The sequence below is a fragment of the Brevibacillus brevis genome (assembly GCF_001039275.2).
GTDB lineage: Bacteria > Bacillota > Bacilli > Brevibacillales > Brevibacillaceae > Brevibacillus > Brevibacillus brevis_C.
In genome coordinates this window covers 2,268,964-2,287,338 of the sequence record NZ_CP030117.1, presented here as the reverse complement: position 1 = coordinate 2,287,338, position 18,375 = coordinate 2,268,964, and the positions used below count along the sequence as shown (strand labels likewise).

Genomic DNA, 18,375 nt, shown 5'->3' with positions numbered 1-18,375 from the left:
GTAGCCCTGTGAGCCCTACGTGTATGTAGGGGTATTCCCTGATCTTGGTAGGGATATTCCCTGATAGGGAGTCCTATTCTTTCCAGGTTCTAGTCCATGATAGCTGTGATAAAAATAGTAGGCTTTTCACTCAAATCAATATCCGTAATCTCATGATCATCCACCATCCGCCGATTCGCCTGCTGGTCTCTTCGAATGACCCGAACGACTGGGCGCGAAGGCAAGCCTCTATTTTGGTCAATGATCACACCGATCTCTCCTGTCGACAGCTTCAGCGAGGTTCCTGTCGGGTACATGGCAATCGAGCGCAAAAAGTGAATGACCATTTTATGATCAAAGCGTTTCTCCGCGAGCCCCATGACTTTTTCGCAAGCCTCATACGCTGGCAACGTCTCCTCTTCCTCTGAGAAAGGCGAGATGAGATTATCATAGTAGTTGCAAATCGCAACAATCTTGGCGAAATCATGAATCTCATCGCCAGTCAATCCTCGTGGCTGCCCACTACCATCCACCCATTCATGATGCTGCAAAGGAACGTGTGCGGAGACAATGCTCATTTCATGTTTTTTTCGCAACAGATTAAAGCCCAGCCACGTATGATGATTGGTTTTGCTGTTCTTTTTGTAGGCTGGGGCTTCCTTGTCGACTGACAGCTTTCCAATGTCATGCAAGAGGGCTCCGATGGCGAGCTCTTTTAATTGAGCCGAATTATAGCCTAAACCTACGCCCATTACGGTTGCCATCATGCACACATTCAAGGAATGAATGTACATAGCGTTGTCATTCGTGCGAATTTCTCCCAGATTCAAGAGCACGCGGCGATTTCTCAAGGTTTCGTCGATAATACTTCCCACTGATTTTTGAATACCGCGGACATCAAAATTTTTTCCAGTCTGTACACACGAAATCGCTTGCGACAGATTGCGGATGGCGTCCTTCCGAGTAGTCTCCGTGACGACCTCCTGCTCTTTCACTTCATCGAGCAGCGGGTCTTTGATGCTTAGCATCGTGACGCCAAACCGACGCAATTTATTAATCATTCCGACAGTCAGTTGGACACCTGCATGCAAGAGCGTCAAGCCCTCGCTTGTATAAATGCTTCGAGCCAAAACGTCCCCTGGCTCTACTAGGTCTACATTCACATATTTCATGGGGTCTTTCCTCCTGATTCCATCCTCCCCTGATGCTTCTTCCCTATCTTCGCTTTGGAAAAACCTTTTTCGCATGATTTTGCCGAAAAAACATCCACGGGACAATGCCTCCTCATTTTTCACTTGTTCCTGCCAAGATCAAGCCATGTACAAAGCCCAGAAAATTGGGCGCGTGCATCCTGGTAGCCTTGCCGGTAATAATGCTCGAGCTTCTCCTCTTGACGTTCAAAACCTCGTAAAAAGGTACCCGCTGGTGGTGCGATGACAAACGCTCTGCCTTCCTTCTGCATCTCTTTGACCTGCTCTATAGCCTCGCAATAGATGCGAAAATGGCGAATGAACGCCTGGCACAAGCTCGTACTTCTGGAAAAAAGACGCTCGACACGCGAAAGCTTGCGCATCCATTCACCTGGCGGACAAGAAGAAGTCAGCACAATAATATGCTTTTGATTGCCATCAAGAATGGACTTCATGAAAGGTACCGGATGCACAATGCCCCCATCCCATAGCTTACGTCCATTGACCGTAACCTTTGGTGATAGAAACGGAAGACTGCACGAAGCTCGAATCACATGGAAAATATCCTCACAGTCGTCTTTCGTAAAGTAAACGGCTTCCCCTGTCGCGCAATCCGTTGTGACGACGACAAACTGTTCCTTTGCTTCACGAAACCGATCAAAGGCGAACGGCTCCAGCTTGTAAGGCATTTCATTGAAAATAAAATCCATGCCAAACAGCGAGCGCTTCGTAATTAAGTTTTTATAGTGAAAGTAACGGGGATCGTGAATGTATTTCGTATGATAAATCTTGCCCAATCCGCACTGCCTCGCCAAGTATGCCGCTCCATTGCACGCACCTGCTGACACGGCAATCACATACGGGATGTAAAGCTCCTGCTCCATGAAGTAATCCAGAACGCCAGCGGTATAAATCCCACGGCTTCCCCCTCCCTGCAAAACGAGTCCAACCTTTTCCATACCAATCACCCATTTGATGTCATTTACCCGTAGTATGAATGGTTGCCCAACGAAACATGCAGGGCGGAATCGTGCCAATCAAAAAACGACCCTCAAACGGGGTCGCCACTCAATCGTCTTTTTTCATCATACTGTACTCATCACGGACCATTGCTACGTTTTCCCCTTGCTGTGTCAACTCCAGCTTATAGAGGATATCGGCAAGCACCACCGCATAGATCAAGGTTAATTCCCCGGTATTGACAGGCTCTCGAAAGTAACTCCCGATCATCTCATAGCCTTTTCGCTTAAAGGATTCGGTATCTTCCGCTTCCAGTGCTTCGCATAGCTCTTCAATCAGATCATCCAGTGCCAGCCTTGCGCGTTCATAGACATCTGGCTGGTCATGTGATAAAGCGTCTGACTCTTTGGTCGTACCCACTTACCCCTCCTCCTTCTACTCCTAGAGTGGGGCACGTGAAGAGGCTTTATGCAGATTCTTGTTCCGTTTTCTTTGCAGGGGGGACTCGGATTCCCGTCAGCGCCTGAAACAGTACGCGTTGGTACTTCTTCTCGGCATCAGGATCAGGCCGATCCAGTAGTGTTCCGACCACCGCCCCTAAAAAGCCGAGTGGTATGGAGACCAACCCAGGATTCGTCAGTGGAAATAGAGGCTCCACACGAATAAGTCCAGTTAAGGGATGCATAACAGTCGGTCCTAAAATGACAAGGACTACCGATGCCGTTAACCCTGTCAGGACACCACAAATCGCTCCCCGCACGGTAAACCGCTTCCAATACAACGTAAACAACAGCAGTGGCAAATTGGAGGATGCTGCTACGGCAAACGTAAGCGCAACGAGAATCGCCACGTTCATTTTTTCTGCACCGATAGCCAGCCAAATGGAGATTACGCCCACTGCAACTGACGATAGCTTTGCCATGGTGACCTGTTCTTTTTCCGATGCCACCCCTCGCCTGATCAGATGACTGTAGACGTCATGCGCGAACGCAGAAGAGGCGGAGAGCACGAGTCCTGTCACGACTGCCAATATCGTCGCGAAGGCAACGGCAGCAATATACGCCATCAAAAACTCTCCACCAAGAGCATCCGCCAAGAGCGTGACCGTCAGATTCCCCCCGAAGCCTACATTTTTCAATGCCTCGTAGCCTACAAACGTACTCGCTCCGAATCCGAGAAAGATCGTCATCAAATAAAAAGCGCCGATGACCCAAGTTGCGGTGTAAATCGAATTACGAGTCGTCTTTGCATCCTTGACAGTGAACAACCGGGAGATAATATGAGGGAGCCCAGCGGTACCGAGAATCAAAGCCAAATGCAAAGAGATCGTTTCCAGCGGATCATGAAGTTGATTACCCGGCTGTAAAAACTGTTCCTGAAGAGGGGTAATCGTACTCACATGTGAAAACATTTCGGAGAAGCTCCAATCAAAACGGGCAAGCACAATCAGACTTAGGATCAATGTCCCTGTCAGGAGCAAAATTGCTTTAATAATCTGAACCCAGGAGGTCGCTACCATCCCGCCGAACACCACGTAAAATGTCATTAGGCTCCCGACAATCAGGACAGCCGTATCGTAACGAACTCCCAATAAATAATGAATGAGGGCACCTGCCCCAACTAATTGCGCCAGCATGTAAAAAATCGTAATTAATAGAGTCGTACAAGCAACAACGCCACGCAGCCAAAGACTGTCAAACCTGACGGCAATCGCGTCTGCCAACGTATAGCGTCCCAAATTATGCAACGGCTCGGCAACTAAAAACAAAATAATCAGATAAGAGACAAAAAAGCCAATCGCATACACGAACCCATCAAAGCCGTACATCGCAATCGTTCCCGCAATCCCCAAAAACGAGGCAGCACTCATGTAATCGCCTGCAATGGCAATGCCATTTTGTAATCCGTTCAAGCGATTTCCTGCTGCATAGAAGTCTTTCGTCGTCCCCGTCTGTTTGGCAGCCGAATAAGTGATGGCCATCGTTCCGATAATGACGGCAAGGAAAAAGATGATCGTCGTCACGGACAATACCTCTCCCTTCTTGCAAAAATGAAAAAAAGACCAGGGGTTAACCCCAGCCTTCTCTTCGTGGCATGAGCTTCCTACGTTTACTGTTTCTACGCTGAATCTTTCATTCCTGTATTCGCTTTCACCAAAATTTCATCGTACTTCTTATCATCACGGGAGCTGGACAACAAGGTCCCGATCCATGCTGCCAAAAATCCTAACGGGATCGAGACAATGCCCGGATTCGGCAACGGGAACAGTGCTTCGCCGATCAAAATGGCTTTTCCAGCTACAGGATTCCAAACGTTCGGACTCAGCGCAACCAGAATGAGAGAGCTGAACAGACCGACAAGCATCCCGCTGATTGCTCCTGCCGTATTGAACCTTTTCCAGAAGATCGTGAACAAGATCACTGGTAGATTTGCACTCGCCGCTACTGCGAAAGCCAGGGCAACAAGGAAAGCCACGTTCAGATTTTGCGCAAACAAGGCGAGCAAGATAGAGACAATCGAGACTCCGACAGATGCCCATTTGGCCATCTTCATTTGCTCCTTTTCTGTTGCTTTTCCTTGGCGTAATACATGTCCGTAAAAGTCGTGTGCGAAGGCAGAAGCAGCAGTAAGCACCAGCCCGGCCACTACTGCGAGAATGGTAGCGAAGGCAACCGCAGATACGAAGGCGAATAAGAAGTTCCCGCCTAATGCTTGCGCTAAAAGTGGTGCTCCCATGTTGCCCGCAGGGTCCATATTCCCCGCACCGACAAACGCTGCTGCACCGAAGCCGAGGAAGATCGTCATGACATAGAAGGCGCCAATGATCCATGTCGCGTACACGACCGATTTGCGAGCTGTTGTGGCATCCTTAACGGTGAAGAAACGAATCAAAATATGCGGCAATCCCGCTGTTCCTAGCACAAGCGCGAGATTCAGTGAAATAGTATCGAGCCCCACTTTAAACTTGTTGCCAGGATTGAGGAATTGGTCTCCCAATGGTGTCGCCGTCTTCATTTGCTCGAACATTTTCAAGAGATTAAAATCGAATTTGGCGAAAACCATCATGGAGATGATGAATGTCCCGACCATCAACAAAACCGCTTTGACGATTTGCACCCACGAGGTTGCCGTCATCCCACCGAACACGACGTAGATCGTCATCAATGCCCCTACGATTAATACGGAGGTCGTGTAATCCAGCCCCAAGAGTAGCTTGATCAAGGCACCTGCTCCGACCAATTGCGCGATCATGTAAAAAATCGAGATGGCAATCGAATTGAGAGCGGCGACACCACGAACCTTTTTATTGTCAAAACGGGCGGCTATCATATCAGCCATCGTGTATTTTCCTAAATTACGCAAAGGCTCTGCTACCAAGTAGAGCACAACGAGATACGCGACAAGAAAACCGATACTGTAGAAGAAGCCATCAAACCCGCTCAACGCAATCATCCCTGCGATCCCAAGGAAGGAAGCAGCCGACATGTAATCTCCCGCAATCGCAAGGCCGTTTTGCCAACCCGTCAAGCCTCCTCCGGCGGTATAAAACTCACTAGTCGTGTTCGTCTTTTTTGAAGCGTAAAAGGTGATGACAAGTGTCAAAAGAACAATGACAAGAAAGAGTAAAAATGCAGTAACGTTCATTAGCCCCTTCCACCTGCCTCTTGTTTGATTTTCTCTACGAGTTGATCAAACTGCTCTGCCCGCCTGGTGTACAGGATACAGAGACCCCATGTCATGACGAACTGAGCAAAGGCAAATACCCACGCCCACGAAATAGCTCCAAACGCTGGTTGATTCAATACGGTGAAGTAGGAGGTTAAAATCGGAAGGGTAAAGTAAAATACGAAGAAAAAAATAGAAGATGGCAAAATAAACGCTTTTTTTCTTCTCAAGAGCTCTCTAAAAGTGGCTGACTGAATCACTGCGGCATAATCAACAGCGTCCTTCTTCTTATCCTCGGCTTTTTTTGCCGAAGCGGATTTGCCCATGGGAACCTCCCCCTCATCTACAAAATGTAAGCGCTTCCTACATTGTAGAGAATCCTTTTCTACCCGTGTATTTTTCTGCGTAAGATGTCGGGGAGAGTGTGTCAGTGGCAGATTTTTAACCACGATCTGCAAATCTTGAGTAACAGGTTTACTCCTCGAGACGTTTGAGCAAATCCTTGGCGGAGGTCCGGGATACGGGAATACGTGGTCTTCCTTCTCCCTTCAAAATCAGATTGTAGGCTCCGTTGAACCATGGTTCGAGCTCGCTTACGAAGTGAAGATTGACCAGATAGCTTTTGTGGGTACGAAAAAAGTCGTATGCGAAAAGCTTATCCGCCAGTTGTGTCAGAGTCATCCGCGTCGCGTAGGTTGCTGTTTGGGTGACGATTTGCACATATCGCTCCTCCCGTACTGCATATACAATCGTCGCTGGATCAATGACGACTAATCTACTATTGTCTTCTACCAACAGCTTGGTTCGTTTTGGCTGGACAGGGTCTGCTTTCGGCTTGACCAGACGCTCGCGTATCCGTTGCATCGTTTCGACCAGCCGCTTCGGCTCTGTAGGCTTCAACAAATAATCGACGGCGTACAGCTTAAACGCATCGATAGCAAATTCCTCGTACGCGGTACAAAAAACGATCAGGGGATGCTGCTTGCGTGATGCGAGCATTCTTGCTGCCTGTGCCCCTTCCAGCTCAGGCATTTTCATATCGAGGAAGACGACATCCGGTTCGTGCACATCGACCATTTCCAACAGCTCTCGCCCGTTGGTGGCATAGGGCAACAGTTCTACGTCTCCTTCTTGTAGTAATAAATAACTCAGTTCTTCGCGTGCTAGTCGCTCGTCTTCTGCAATCATGACGCGTATTGGCATCAGGCACTCACCTCTTTTGTAATCGGAATGGTAAAGGTAATCGTACTGCCACCTTCTTGTTTATTGGCAAAATGAAGTTGGGCATCTTGTCCGCACAAGCTGATCAGACGCCGGTTGACATTATGGATGCCAATTCCGTTGCCCTCCTTACTCTCCATTGGCACCTTTCCCAGAACTGGCAACAAGTTGTCGGGAAAGCCTTCGCCATTATCTTCGATTTGAAAAACAACGTGCACATCCTGCCGTTTCACATGAAGGATGATCTCACCGCCGTTCGTGATGTCGCGAACCCCATGCTGAATGCAATTCTCAAATAACGGCTGCAACGTGCCAGGAGGAATAAGGGCTTCCTCTACCCCCGCATCAATGATGGTGCGAACGGCGAATTGCTCGGAAAATCTGATTTTGATAATTTCCAAATAAGCATGCAGGTGATCCAGCTCCTGTCTCACGGTGACAAGGGGACTCGCTGTGAGCTTCAGGTTGAATCGCATGAACACGCCAAGCTGAATGGTCATATGCCGAGCTAGCTGCGGATCAATTCGTATCAAGGTCACAATGGAATTCAATGTGTTGAACAAAAAGTGAGGATGAATCTGTGCCTGAAGCATTCGCAACTCTGCATCCTTCATTAATCCTTTCATTTGCTCCGTGAGAGATAGGGTCAATTGATTGGAGATTAGGTTGCCCAGCCCTTTTGCTAGTGCTTCCTGGACTTTTCCGATTTGTTGTGGCCTCCGATAATAGAGTTTGATCAGACCAACGACGCTGTCCCCCTCTTTAATCGGCACGAGAATCGCTGCATGCAGGTTGCAATTTTTGCGCTTGCACCCGACGCTCTCGCGCGTCAATCCCTTGTCAATTCCACCGCTATACAGAGCCCGCTTATCGAGCTCACTATGGAGCGCTTCTCCCGGATGATGATGATCTGCCCCCACTCCAACGTGTGCTAGAAGCCGTTCTCGATCCGTTACCGCAACGGCTGCTGCTTTCGTTTCTTTTTGTAAGACAAGGGCTGCTGACTGAGCCGTTTGCGGTGTGAGCCCCCTTTTCAGGTGTGGCAAAATTCTTTCCGCTATCGTAAAAGAACGCTCCGCCTCAATGGCAGCCGAACGTTCTGCCTCTTGCAAGGCCACCCGGATCATCGTCGTAAAAATCGCAATCGAAACACTGTTCGTCAGCACCATCGGAATCCCAATCACATTGACCATCGTTCGCGCCAACTCAGGCACATCCGCCATGATCAATAAAAGCGACATCTGAATAATAGGTGCGAACATGCCGATGAACATGGCTTTGGACGGAGAAATAACCCGCTCCTGCGAGAAAAAACGTGCTACATATCCTGCCAGCAACCCCGTGATCGGGATCGACAAGCCCATTGATGCTGCGGCGAATCCTCCCAATTGAAAGACATGAAGCCCAGCAATGACACCTGCCCCCAGACCAACGAAAGGCCCGCCGAGCAAACCACCAATGACGACCCCTACCAAAGTAGAGTTGGCGATAATTTCGTCATGTGACAAACGAAATATCCAAAATGCAGGAAGATAGCTCTCCCCTTGCACGACCACTCCTGCATATGTACCCGCAATCCCAAACAACCCGAACATGACCGAAAATGCGATTGACGTCCCTACGTGCAATTCACGGTCTAAAAGCTGGCGAAACAACGGTGTCCTTGTCAAAATAAATGCTAGCGTCAAAAGAATACCCATTCTTTCAATGAGCAATAACGTGAGATTGTCCACCGCAGCCTCCCTTAGTTTAAATCTTCTATAAATTCCGCATATTACCCGCAATTCCCTGCTGGACAGACAACCTCGCTAGGCTGATTGCATACGCTGTGTGTGCAATGCTTCAGGAGAAGGGTGATCATATCATGTGTGGAATTGTAGGATGGATTGATTGGGAAAAGGACTTATCTGGTGAACGTGATGTGCTGCAAAAAATGACCCAATGCCTCAAGGATCGAGGCCCTGATGCAGAAGGCTTTTGGCTGACTCCTCGTGCGGCCCTCGGTCATCGTCGCCTTGTGGTCGTAGACCCTGCTGGCGGACAGCAGCCTATGTCGGCTCTCAAAAACGAACATGCCTGCACCATGATTTACAATGGTGAATTGTATAATACCGAGGATTTGCGAGCAGAACTGCTTGCTTGCGGACATACCTTTCAATCTCACTCGGATACGGAGGTACTTTTGCACACGTATTTGGAGTGGGGGCCAGATTGTCTGTCAAAGCTAAACGGCATCTTTGCTTTTGCGATCTGGGACGAACGCGAACAAAGATTGTTTGTCGGCCGTGACCGTATGGGGGTTAAGCCGTTGTTTTATGCACAAAGAGGCAGTTCCTTTCTGTTTGCCTCCGAGCTCAAAGCCTTGCTCGCTCACCCCGATGTCAAACCAGAGCTCTCTCGTGAAGGCTTGGCGGAGGTTTTCGGAATCAGTCCCGCTCGTACGCCTGGCCATGGTGTTTTTCACAACGTACATGAGGTTCGGCCCGGCGCTTATCTGTTGGTGACGCGTGATGGTGTCATGCAAAAACGCTACTGGCAGCTCGAAAGCCACCCACATACAGATGACCTGGAGACGACAGCAGAACGTGTCAGGGAGTTAGTCACAGATTCGATTGAACGCCAATTGGTTGCGGATGTTCCCGTTTCGACCCTCTTATCAGGCGGGTTAGACTCGAGCATTATAACAGCGATTGCGGCAGATCATTTTCAAAAAACAGGCCGCGGAACCCTGCACAGCTACTCCATTGATTACGTAGACAACCGAAAACATTTCAAGGCAAGTACTTTTCAACCGAATGAGGATGAACCATATGTGCAGCTCGTTACAAAGTTTCTCGGAACCCAGCACCATACGATTGAGTTCGACACAGACGATTTAATTGAATCCCTGAAAACAGCGACACTCGCCCGCGACTTGCCGGGGATGGCTGATGTGGATGCGTCCCTTTACCTGTTTTGCCGAGAAATTAAAAAAGAGACGACCGTCGTCCTCTCTGGAGAATGCGCCGATGAAGTATTTGGTGGGTACCCGTGGTTTCATCGCGAGGAACTGCTGAATGCCGGGACGTTCCCCTGGTCGAGAGCAACGAAACAACGTGCCTCCTGGCTATCCCCTGATCTTCGCGATTGGGTCAAACCCGAGGAATACGTTGCCATGCGATATGAGGAATCTCTCGATGAAGTTCCACATCTTCCAGGCGAAGATCCAATGGAAGCTCGCCGACGGGAAATGTTTTATTTGAATATAACGTGGTTCATGAACACGCTGTTGGATCGCAAAGACCGAATGAGTATGGCGGCCAGTCTGGAAGCGCGCGTCCCGTTCTGTGACCACCGCATCGTGGAATACGTCTGGAACATCCCATGGGATATGAAGACGCATGGGAATCGGGAAAAAGGAATTTTGCGAAAAGCCATGGAAGGAATCTTGCCTGATGAGGTTTTGTATCGCAAGAAAAGCCCGTACCCGAAAACACATAATCCCGCCTATACGGAAGCTGTTCGCTCTTGGCTGCTGGACATATTAAACGACTCTTCCTCTCCACTGCTTCAACTGGTAGATGTTCCAACGATTCGAAAAATTGCCGAGTCAGATGCACAGGCTTCGAGCATTCCGTTTTTCGGTCAGCTCATGAGTACACCCCAATTGTTCGCCTATCTCGGCCAATTGGATTATTGGCTGCGGGAATACCGTGTTTCCATTCGTGCCTAACGACATTACAAAAGCTCCTCGCCCCTTATGATTCGGGGGAATTGAGGAGCTTTTCGTTACTTTTTGGTTCTTCCCCGTTGCTTGGTTCTACGTACGGGTTGTGCCTTCGGGTTGAGGGGTATGGTAGCAATAGATTGATATCTCAGATCAAACTGCTCGCCTGAGCGTTTCATGATCGTGAACGTTTTGGTTGCGCCGACTCGGATCAAACGGTAGTCGACTCTTGTTTTTTTCCCTCCCCCGCTCAGTATCGCAGCCACGGTCCGATGATCCGGCTGATTCACTTTTATCTGCAACGACAACACGGTTGCAGGAAAAGGTGGGATGTCACGATAAGGAACACAGAGCTTTCCTTTCAGCATCCGCAAATGGAGATTCCGAATCATCACTTCCGTCAATTGCTTCCCCCAATACCGGCGGAAAATACGGGAGATTTTTCGTTTTGTGTTGTATTTTTCGGGCAATGGCGTGTAATCCACACCGTTTACGGTATACACAGGCTTTCCTCTCGGCGAATTCGCGATCTGAGTCCAGACATGCTCTGCTGATGTGATAAACTGCTTGAGCCTCTGCAACTCATCCAAGGATTTCACCTCCTCCATAAACCGTATGGTGGTGGGCTTATGCTAGTACGCCCGATTTCAGCGTTTCAAACGTAACGGACAACAATTCTGAACATACATATAAATTGCAATCATATTATCGAGATGATAGAATATAAACCGCTTTCACTTCTCCTGTCGGGAAGTGCGTTTTTTTGCCCTTTAAGTTTAGTACTATTTAATTTCTCGGAGGTTGTAATGAATTTCATCATTCCCATCGCTGGCTTACTCATCGTGATCGGGTTAGCATTGTTAGGGAGCAATGGACGTAAACAGGTCAAATACAAACCGATCATCGTCATGATTGCTCTGCAATTTTTGCTTGCCTTTCTTCTTCTGCATACCAAGTTTGGGTTTATATTCGTTTCAGCCATTTCCAAATCGTTTGAAAAGCTTCTTGCTTTTGCTGCGGAAGGGATCAATTTCGTATTTGGCAATCTGGCAAACGACGGACAAATGTCCTTTTTCCTTGGTGTATTGCTCCCAATCGTCTTCATTTCAGTCCTCATCGGTATTTTGCGGCACTTCAAGATTTTACCGATTATCATGAAGGCAATTGGCTTTGTTCTGAGCAAAATTAACGGCATGGGTAAGCTGGAGTCTTACAACGCTGTCGCTTCTGCTATTGTCGGCCAAAATGAAGTCTTCATCACTGTGAAAAAGCAGCTCGGCTCCTTGCCGGAGCACCGTCTGTATACGCTTTGCGCGTCAGCCATGTCCACTGTTTCGATGTCGATTGTCGGTGCGTACATGACGATGATTGAGCCAAAATACGTTGTCACGGCCCTATTCTTGAACTTGTTTGGCGGCTTTATTATCGCATCGATCGTCAACCCTTATACAGTGAACGAAGAAGAAGATTTACTGGAGATTCAAAACAATGAAAAGCAGTCCTTTTTCGAAATGCTCGTCGAGTACATCATGGACGGCTTCAAGGTAGCCGTAGTCGTTGGCGCAATGCTGCTCGGTTTTGTTGCCTTGATCGCGGCTGTGAATAGCTTGTTCGGCATGATTTTCGGCTGGACATTCCAAGAAATGCTTGGCTTCGTCTTCGCTCCTTTTGCCATCCTGATGGGCATTCCTTTTGCGGAAGCGATGACGGCTGGTAGTATCATGGCGACGAAGCTCGTAACGAACGAGTTTGTGGCCATGATCGAGCTGGGCAAAGTCGTATCTGAACTGAGCCCACGTACAGTAGGAATTCTCTCTGTCTTCCTCGTTTCGTTCGCGAACTTCTCCTCCATCGGCATTATCGCTGGTGCGGTGAAAGGGCTGAATGAGAAACAATCCAATGTAGTCGCTCGCTTTGGGTTGAAGCTGTTGTTCGGTGCCACACTGGTTAGTCTTTTGTCTGGTGTCGTCGTCAGCTTCGTCCTGTAAGTGACATAAGAAAGTGTCCCTCTGCTATGTGCAGTAGGGACACTTTTTTGTATGCAAAGGGTATAGCTAAAGTTCTATTACAAAAAAAGGATGATTGCATGGTTTGTGGAAATGAACCAAATAAAAAAATATTTGGAGGAGATAAAATGAGTGACATTGGAATAAATGAACCGAGTCAAAAGCTCGACATCGGTGGAGTTAGACTATGTTTCAAATATTTTGGTGAAATACGTGATTTTCCGACGGTGGTTTTTGATTCTGGTTATGGGTGTACATTGAACTACTGGAGTTCGATTGGTGGTGACATTTCAAAGCATACTAGGATGTTCATTTATGACCGAGCAGGTATAGGGGAAAGTGAAAGTGATAAAAGACCTCGTCATAGTCAGCAAATCATTGAGAATCTTAGAAGCTTGCTTCAGAAAGCAAACGTGTCTCCCCCTTACGTTTTGGTCGGGCACTCTTTTGGAGGATTGAATGTTCGACTATATGCAAGTACATTCCCAGAAGAGGTTGCCGGAGTGATTTTATTAGATCCATGTCATGAAGATCAAAATAAAGTCATGGTTCCTTTGTTCTCTGAAGAAGTTCAAGCAGCGTACTATAGTCAGTTTGTTCTTGAAGGTTCTATTCAAGAGATGGAAGAAAGCTTTGAACAAGCTCGAAATTCTAAATCACTTGGCAACAAGCCACTCATTGTCGTATCGGGTACATTACAACCTCATCATAATCCCGAATCTATGGCTGCTTGGGTCCACTTACATAAAGAGCTTACGAAATTATCAACCCGCAGCAAGCATATCATCGTTGAAAATGCTGGACATGCCATTCATATTGATCAGCCAAATGTTGTCGTAGATATCATTAAAGACATGCTCCTTTTGTGTAAAGCTCAAAAATAATTAAGATGAATTAGTTTTACAGCAACTATGATCATTGGACAACTCCCTCACTATAACCCTTGCTATCCTTTCGGGTAATAAAAGTAACCAGCGAGTGTCCGGCTACAATCGAGACACTCGCTGATTTTTATAGTATGACCTTTTCTACATCGACACGTCCGGAAAAAAAGGTAGCTCCTCCCCCCATGTCCGCGATGCGATCCGGGGTCAGCGCATTTACATGATGCTTTGAGTGAGGAGCATCAGCCCACAAGCCTTGACTGACCACCACTCCCGGTAAAACATTTTCTCCTATCGATACAACCAGCTCGCATTCTCCCCGCTCATTCCATATGCGGACCGTATCTCCGTCACTTATGCCTGATACAGACGCATCTGCCACATTCATATGCAAACGTGGTATTTTTTCCATCTTCTGATGTTTTTCATTATTCGAGAACGTGGAGTTCAAATAATTGTGATTGGGCCCCGGGACAAATAAATACGGGAAATCCCCATCATTCACCAATGGCGTGTACGTTGGTAATGGGGGCAGCCCTCGTTTTGCCATTGCTTGCGAGAAAAGCTCAATTTTACCACTTGGGGTGGGCAGGTGTTCCAAAAAGAAAGGTTCCAGATTGGCTTTGGCATATTGTTTTTCGACCAAAGTTTCATACGTGATTCCTTCCAGATGAGGATTGCCGTGCCCCTCCAACGCCTGTCTGACCATCTCTGCATCACTGTCTTGAAAAACAGGTTCGTCATATCCCATGGCAGCAGCCAGCAAACGGAAAACTTCCGTGTTGGACTTGCTCTCTCCAAATGGGGCGATCACTGGTTGCTGGAGTTGAATGTAATGATGCCAATAGGACGTGTAAAAATCCGTATTTTCATAAGAAGACGTCGCTGGCAAAACGATATCGGCATAGAGAGCCGTCTCCGTCAAAAATAAGTCGTGTACGACCGTGAACAAGTCCTCTCTCGCCAAGCCTTCCCGAACTTTGTTTCCATCCGGTGCAACAATGGCTGGATTGCTCGTATAGACGAAGAGCGATTTGACCGGCGGTTCTGTATCGAGCAACGCTTTTCCAAGTTCATTCATATTGATGACTCTCGTCTGTTTATTGTCCAGCAAATCTGGTCGCTGCACAGCAAGCTTATTGTGCTCCAAGAAACCTTTATTCCCTTTATTGGCCCCACCGCCTTTAACGAGCCACTGCCCTGTCAGGGCCGGAAGACAAGCAATCGTCCTTACACACATTCCGCCATTGTCGTGATGCTGAATGCCATTTCCAATGCGAATAAAGGAAGGAGATGTGTTGCCATACATTCTCGCCAATTTGTAAATATCATCGACAGGGACACCCGTTATGGCAGATACAGTAGCAGGATCGTAGGTGCGTACATGCTCCTTGAGCTCTTCATGTCCTACTGTATACTTTTCCATAAAGGCTGAATCTACCAAGTTTTCAGCAAAAAGCACATGCATGATGCCCAATGCCAAAGCCGTGTCTGTTCCAGGTAAAATCGGGATAAACCAATCAGCCCATCGACCCGTCTGATTTTTATGGACATCAATCACGACGATCTTCGCCCCATTTTTTCGAGCCTGTTCCGCAAACACCACTTGATGCATGTTCGTGCTAACCGTATTGATCCCCCACATGATAAACAGCTTGGAATGAACGGTGTCTTCCGGATCTGTTCCAAAGGCTCCGCCCATCGTGTAGCTGTACCCTACAGCCCCTGCACTGTTGCATATCGTTCGGTCAAGCTGACTGGCCCCCATACGATAGAAAAAACGGCGATCCATTCCTTCCACACTAATCCGCCCCATGTTTCCGTAAAAGCTGTAAGGCAAAATGCTCTCGGGACCATCTGAGTCGATCAAGGCACGCCAGCGTTCGGTTATGGTAGTGATGGCTTCCTCCCAACTGATTTGAACGAACTCCCCGCTCCCTTTTTTGCCAATACGCTTCAACGGATGCGTGAGTCGCTTGGGATCGTAAATGCGCTCTGTCATGTTCCGGACTTTGTTGCAAATATTCCCCTTCGTCACCGGATGGTTCGGGTCCCCTTCAATTTTGACGATTTTCCCCGCCTGTTTATGAAGGAGCAATCCACATTGGTCCGGGCAATCAAGTGAACAGACTGCTGGAAAAACACCGTTTTCCTGGGTTGTATAAGTCATGGAGGTTCCCTCTTTCTCATAACAGTAACTAGCTTTTATACGCTATTATAATCGATTGAAAAAAGAAGGCACTACCCCTGCTGCAACGAGAAGTTACGTATTTTTATTTTTATGTACCATTCGTCTCATTACGAATTCCAATGGTCCGTTCAGCTTATATTTTTCTAAAATCGTAGCCAATAGCAGTGAAAGACTCCATATACCCACGGCAATCAAAGCAGCCATTCCGTTACTAACGCGTCCCCCTAAATCAAGTGCTACTGGTGACAAGAAAAGAACAAGCATCGCCTCATTCCATACAAAGAAGGTTAAAGAACGTTTTCCTAAAGCCATAATCGACTGAAGGACAGGCCCCGCTTTTTTTACCTTTGCCCCAATGATTCCAAAGAAAGCCGCATAAGCTAATCCTCCAGCAATTCCGGTTAAAATGTGGAATCCATAAACGAAACCAGCGAGAAAAAAGCTCGGGCTCCATATGTTCCCAATAAAGCTTAAAGGCAATGCTCCTAGTATAGAAACAGCTAAGCCCATCGTTGTTAGGAAAGTAAGTGTTCGTAACTGTTGCTCTGGCTTGGTTAATAATTGATAGTTGGCAATCCACATACCCAGCAAAACAGAAGGAAGAATCGGGAACATACCATGAATAAAAATAGGGATAAACGGAAAATAAGTCAAACTAAGTATCAGCGTGCTAAGATAGGTGTCTGTAGCTAACACCTCTGGAGGAAACCCATAATCTCCGATGGATTCCATCGTGAAGCCCCACATTATCGGATTTGCGATGATATACAATAACGTGATACCAATAAAGGTTCGGATCAGCGTCTTGATTTCATGTGTTAACAGCCAACTGACGAGAAGTCCAGCTACCCCGTAGGCCATTAAAATATCTTGACCGCCAATGATCACCACTAAAACGGCTCCAAATACTATCAAATACCAGGAACGCCTCCGGACCACCTGTAAGGCTTCTTTTTCTCTTTTTCCTTTCGCCATTTGACTATCAAAAGCCAGTACCAAACCATAACCGAATAAAACAGCAAACATCGCTCTCGCTCTGTTATCAATGATGAACATGCCAAAAAGATTCACAACCTGATCAAAGAAATTCTGACTTTCCATCCTGTGAACGATCCCGGGTTCCAAAGCGTACAGATACAGCGGGGCATGCGCGAGAGCAATAAGTAGTAACATAGCGCCCCTGGCAAGATCTAATGAAACGGCACGTTTTTTTGTCTCCGCCGTTTTCATATGAGGTAAAACAGACATACGATCCTCTCCTGTGTTTGTTGACAAAAGTTCAACGGTATCGTTAAACAATGAGCTTCTTCACCATTTTTACGAGCTCAACGGCGTATTGCTCCATGGGTATAGATGAATTCACTTTAAGCATTCTTTCTTCGATCGCCCCGATAATAATGGATGCGACTATATCCGTTTGAAAAGATGAAGTAAATTCCCCATTCTGTTGGCCTTCCTCGAGAATATCCACTAACATCTTTCTAAGTCCGTCCTCTTCCTGTTCGTCTTCCATTCTGTAATAAGGCACCCCATTTTCATTACGAGCCGTAAACACAATCTCAATCAAGGCAATCGTATGTTTATAATGGGTTTCTTGATAAGCCAGATGTGCCTCTATAAAAGCTTCCAGTTTTTTCGTTGCGGACTGCGATAACCCAACGTTCCCACGAATAAAATCAAGTTGCTTCGCTACCAGAAACAGTAAGGTATGATTCATGAGATCAAGCTTGTCATGAAAGTGATAAGAGATAAGCCCTGTGCTAATCCTGGCTCTCTTTGCTACCTTCGTTAAGCTTAAGTTGTGATAGCCAACCTCTTCCAATGTATCAATACAAGCAAGTACAATCTGCTCTCTTCTAGCCTCTGCAATAAAAGAATCAGTCATTGCTACTACACTCCTGTGGGTCATTTTTGATCAATTAACCAAAAATTTGATCGGTCAGTCAAATTGTATGTAGTATGATTTCATTTGTCAAGAACATCCCGAGACAATGAAAAGGGCCCCATCACTGTGATGGCGCCCCCTTTGTCTACGATTTTAGAAATCCCAATCCAGTAAGTCCTCCATCAGTTCGCGTGAAAATGCTAATTGCTCCGGTGTGTATTTATCCAGAAAGCTCTTAAATCGCTGTTCAATATCCTGATGCATCTGGTGATGAATCTTATGCAGCTTTTGTCCCTTTGCAGTTAGCCGATAGTACACTTCTTTCTTATTATCAATCAGTTGTTGCCTTTTAATTAAATCAAGCTTCCATAACTTTTTGCTGATCCGGGTAATGGACCCTTTCGTTAAGTTGACTTTTTCCGAAATCGTGGTGACATTGATCGGACCATAATCCCCGATACAGGCAATGAAATGAATTTCGGATAGGGTAAGGTTTAGCTTCATCCCCATCTCGGATTCCAGCTTCTGCATCTCTTCTGCCATTCGCGCAGTCAATTTGCTTTCTCGCCGCTCTTGCTGCGTGACTAGCTGTATGTAAAGCTGCATGATCCTCTGCTTGGAAAGTTCTGTGCTTTGCATATCATGTCTCCTAGATAACCATCTCCTCTCCATTATATACTGATTGTT

16 protein-coding genes are annotated in these 18,375 nt (G+C 47.0%); 3 read left to right on the top strand and 13 right to left on the bottom strand.

Translation table 11 applies throughout. The annotated features are described in order from the left end of the window. Positions 1-89 precede the first annotated feature (89 nt). The 8 genes from AB432_RS11555 to AB432_RS11520 all read right to left on the bottom strand — a co-directional run bounded on the left by AB432_RS11555 (position 90) and on the right by AB432_RS11520 (position 8,749). Complete coding sequence (locus tag AB432_RS11555; RefSeq protein WP_048032402.1) at positions 90-1,151, bottom strand: HD-GYP domain-containing protein; 1,062 nt, start codon at positions 1,149-1,151, stop codon at positions 90-92. A gap of 119 nt (positions 1,152-1,270) precedes the next feature. Beyond that, complete coding sequence (locus AB432_RS11550) at positions 1,271-2,206, bottom strand: patatin-like phospholipase family protein (protein WP_235617666.1); 936 nt, start codon at positions 2,204-2,206, stop codon at positions 1,271-1,273. A 31-nt stretch (positions 2,207-2,237) separates the two neighbouring features. After that, positions 2,238-2,549 (bottom strand): hypothetical protein, encoded by a 312-nt coding sequence (locus AB432_RS11545; protein WP_048032400.1) that lies wholly within the window; start codon positions 2,547-2,549, stop codon positions 2,238-2,240. 46 nt (positions 2,550-2,595) lie between these two features. Then, positions 2,596-4,158 (bottom strand): solute symporter family protein, encoded by a 1,563-nt coding sequence (locus tag AB432_RS11540; RefSeq protein WP_375154922.1) that lies wholly within the window; start codon positions 4,156-4,158, stop codon positions 2,596-2,598. A gap of 89 nt (positions 4,159-4,247) precedes the next feature. Further along, positions 4,248-5,774 (bottom strand): solute symporter family protein, encoded by a 1,527-nt coding sequence (locus AB432_RS11535; protein ID WP_048032399.1) that lies wholly within the window; start codon positions 5,772-5,774, stop codon positions 4,248-4,250. Continuing rightward, positions 5,774-6,121, bottom strand: a complete 348-nt coding sequence (locus AB432_RS11530) for a DUF485 domain-containing protein (protein WP_048032398.1) — start codon at positions 6,119-6,121, stop codon at positions 5,774-5,776. Before AB432_RS11530 ends, AB432_RS11535 begins: the two co-directional genes overlap by 1 nt. 148 nt (positions 6,122-6,269) lie before the next feature. Next, positions 6,270-6,998 carry a LytR/AlgR family response regulator transcription factor gene (locus AB432_RS11525; RefSeq protein WP_048032397.1) on the bottom strand — a complete coding sequence of 243 codons (729 nt, stop codon included), beginning with the start codon at positions 6,996-6,998 and terminating at the stop codon, positions 6,270-6,272. Continuing rightward, positions 6,998-8,749 carry a LytS/YhcK type 5TM receptor domain-containing protein gene (locus AB432_RS11520; protein WP_048032396.1) on the bottom strand — a complete coding sequence of 584 codons (1,752 nt, stop codon included), beginning with the start codon at positions 8,747-8,749 and terminating at the stop codon, positions 6,998-7,000. The genes AB432_RS11525 and AB432_RS11520 overlap by 1 nt, the downstream gene beginning before the upstream one ends. Positions 8,750-8,880: 131 nt before the next feature. On the opposite strand from AB432_RS11520, the gene asnB reads away from it, so the two are divergent. Next, positions 8,881-10,728 (top strand): asparagine synthase (glutamine-hydrolyzing), encoded by a 1,848-nt coding sequence (gene asnB / locus AB432_RS11515; RefSeq protein ID WP_048032395.1) that lies wholly within the window; start codon positions 8,881-8,883, stop codon positions 10,726-10,728. Between the two features lie 56 nt (positions 10,729-10,784). Here the strand turns inward: asnB and AB432_RS11510 are convergent, their stop codons facing one another. Beyond that, positions 10,785-11,321, bottom strand: coding sequence for a DL-endopeptidase inhibitor IseA family protein (locus tag AB432_RS11510; RefSeq protein ID WP_082195906.1), 537 nt, complete (start codon positions 11,319-11,321; stop codon positions 10,785-10,787). 207 nt (positions 11,322-11,528) lie between these two features. On the opposite strand from AB432_RS11510, the gene AB432_RS11505 reads away from it, so the two are divergent. Both AB432_RS11505 and AB432_RS11500 read left to right on the top strand, forming a co-directional pair. Next, the gene (locus AB432_RS11505) at positions 11,529-12,710 is read left to right on the top strand and encodes a NupC/NupG family nucleoside CNT transporter (RefSeq protein WP_048032393.1); all 1,182 of its coding nucleotides are present in this window, start codon (positions 11,529-11,531) and stop codon (positions 12,708-12,710) included. Between the two features lie 146 nt (positions 12,711-12,856). Continuing rightward, positions 12,857-13,612 carry an alpha/beta fold hydrolase gene (locus tag AB432_RS11500; RefSeq protein WP_048032392.1) on the top strand — a complete coding sequence of 252 codons (756 nt, stop codon included), beginning with the start codon at positions 12,857-12,859 and terminating at the stop codon, positions 13,610-13,612. Positions 13,613-13,739: 127 nt separating this feature from the next. Here AB432_RS11500 and AB432_RS11495 read toward each other — a convergent pair whose 3' ends face one another. The 4 genes from AB432_RS11495 to AB432_RS11480 all read right to left on the bottom strand — a co-directional run bounded on the left by AB432_RS11495 (position 13,740) and on the right by AB432_RS11480 (position 18,327). Beyond that, positions 13,740-15,782, bottom strand: a complete 2,043-nt coding sequence (locus AB432_RS11495; RefSeq protein ID WP_048032391.1) for a molybdopterin-containing oxidoreductase family protein — start codon at positions 15,780-15,782, stop codon at positions 13,740-13,742. 93 nt (positions 15,783-15,875) lie between these two features. Then, positions 15,876-17,051, bottom strand: a complete 1,176-nt coding sequence (locus AB432_RS11490; protein WP_048032390.1) for a DUF418 domain-containing protein — start codon at positions 17,049-17,051, stop codon at positions 15,876-15,878. 43 nt (positions 17,052-17,094) lie between these two features. Beyond that, positions 17,095-17,688, bottom strand: a complete 594-nt coding sequence (locus tag AB432_RS11485; protein WP_048032389.1) for a TetR/AcrR family transcriptional regulator — start codon at positions 17,686-17,688, stop codon at positions 17,095-17,097. A 153-nt stretch (positions 17,689-17,841) separates the two neighbouring features. Continuing rightward, positions 17,842-18,327: a MarR family transcriptional regulator gene (locus tag AB432_RS11480; RefSeq protein WP_048032388.1), complete on the bottom strand. Its 486-nt coding sequence runs from the start codon at positions 18,325-18,327 to the stop codon at positions 17,842-17,844. Positions 18,328-18,375: the final 48 nt, after the last annotated feature.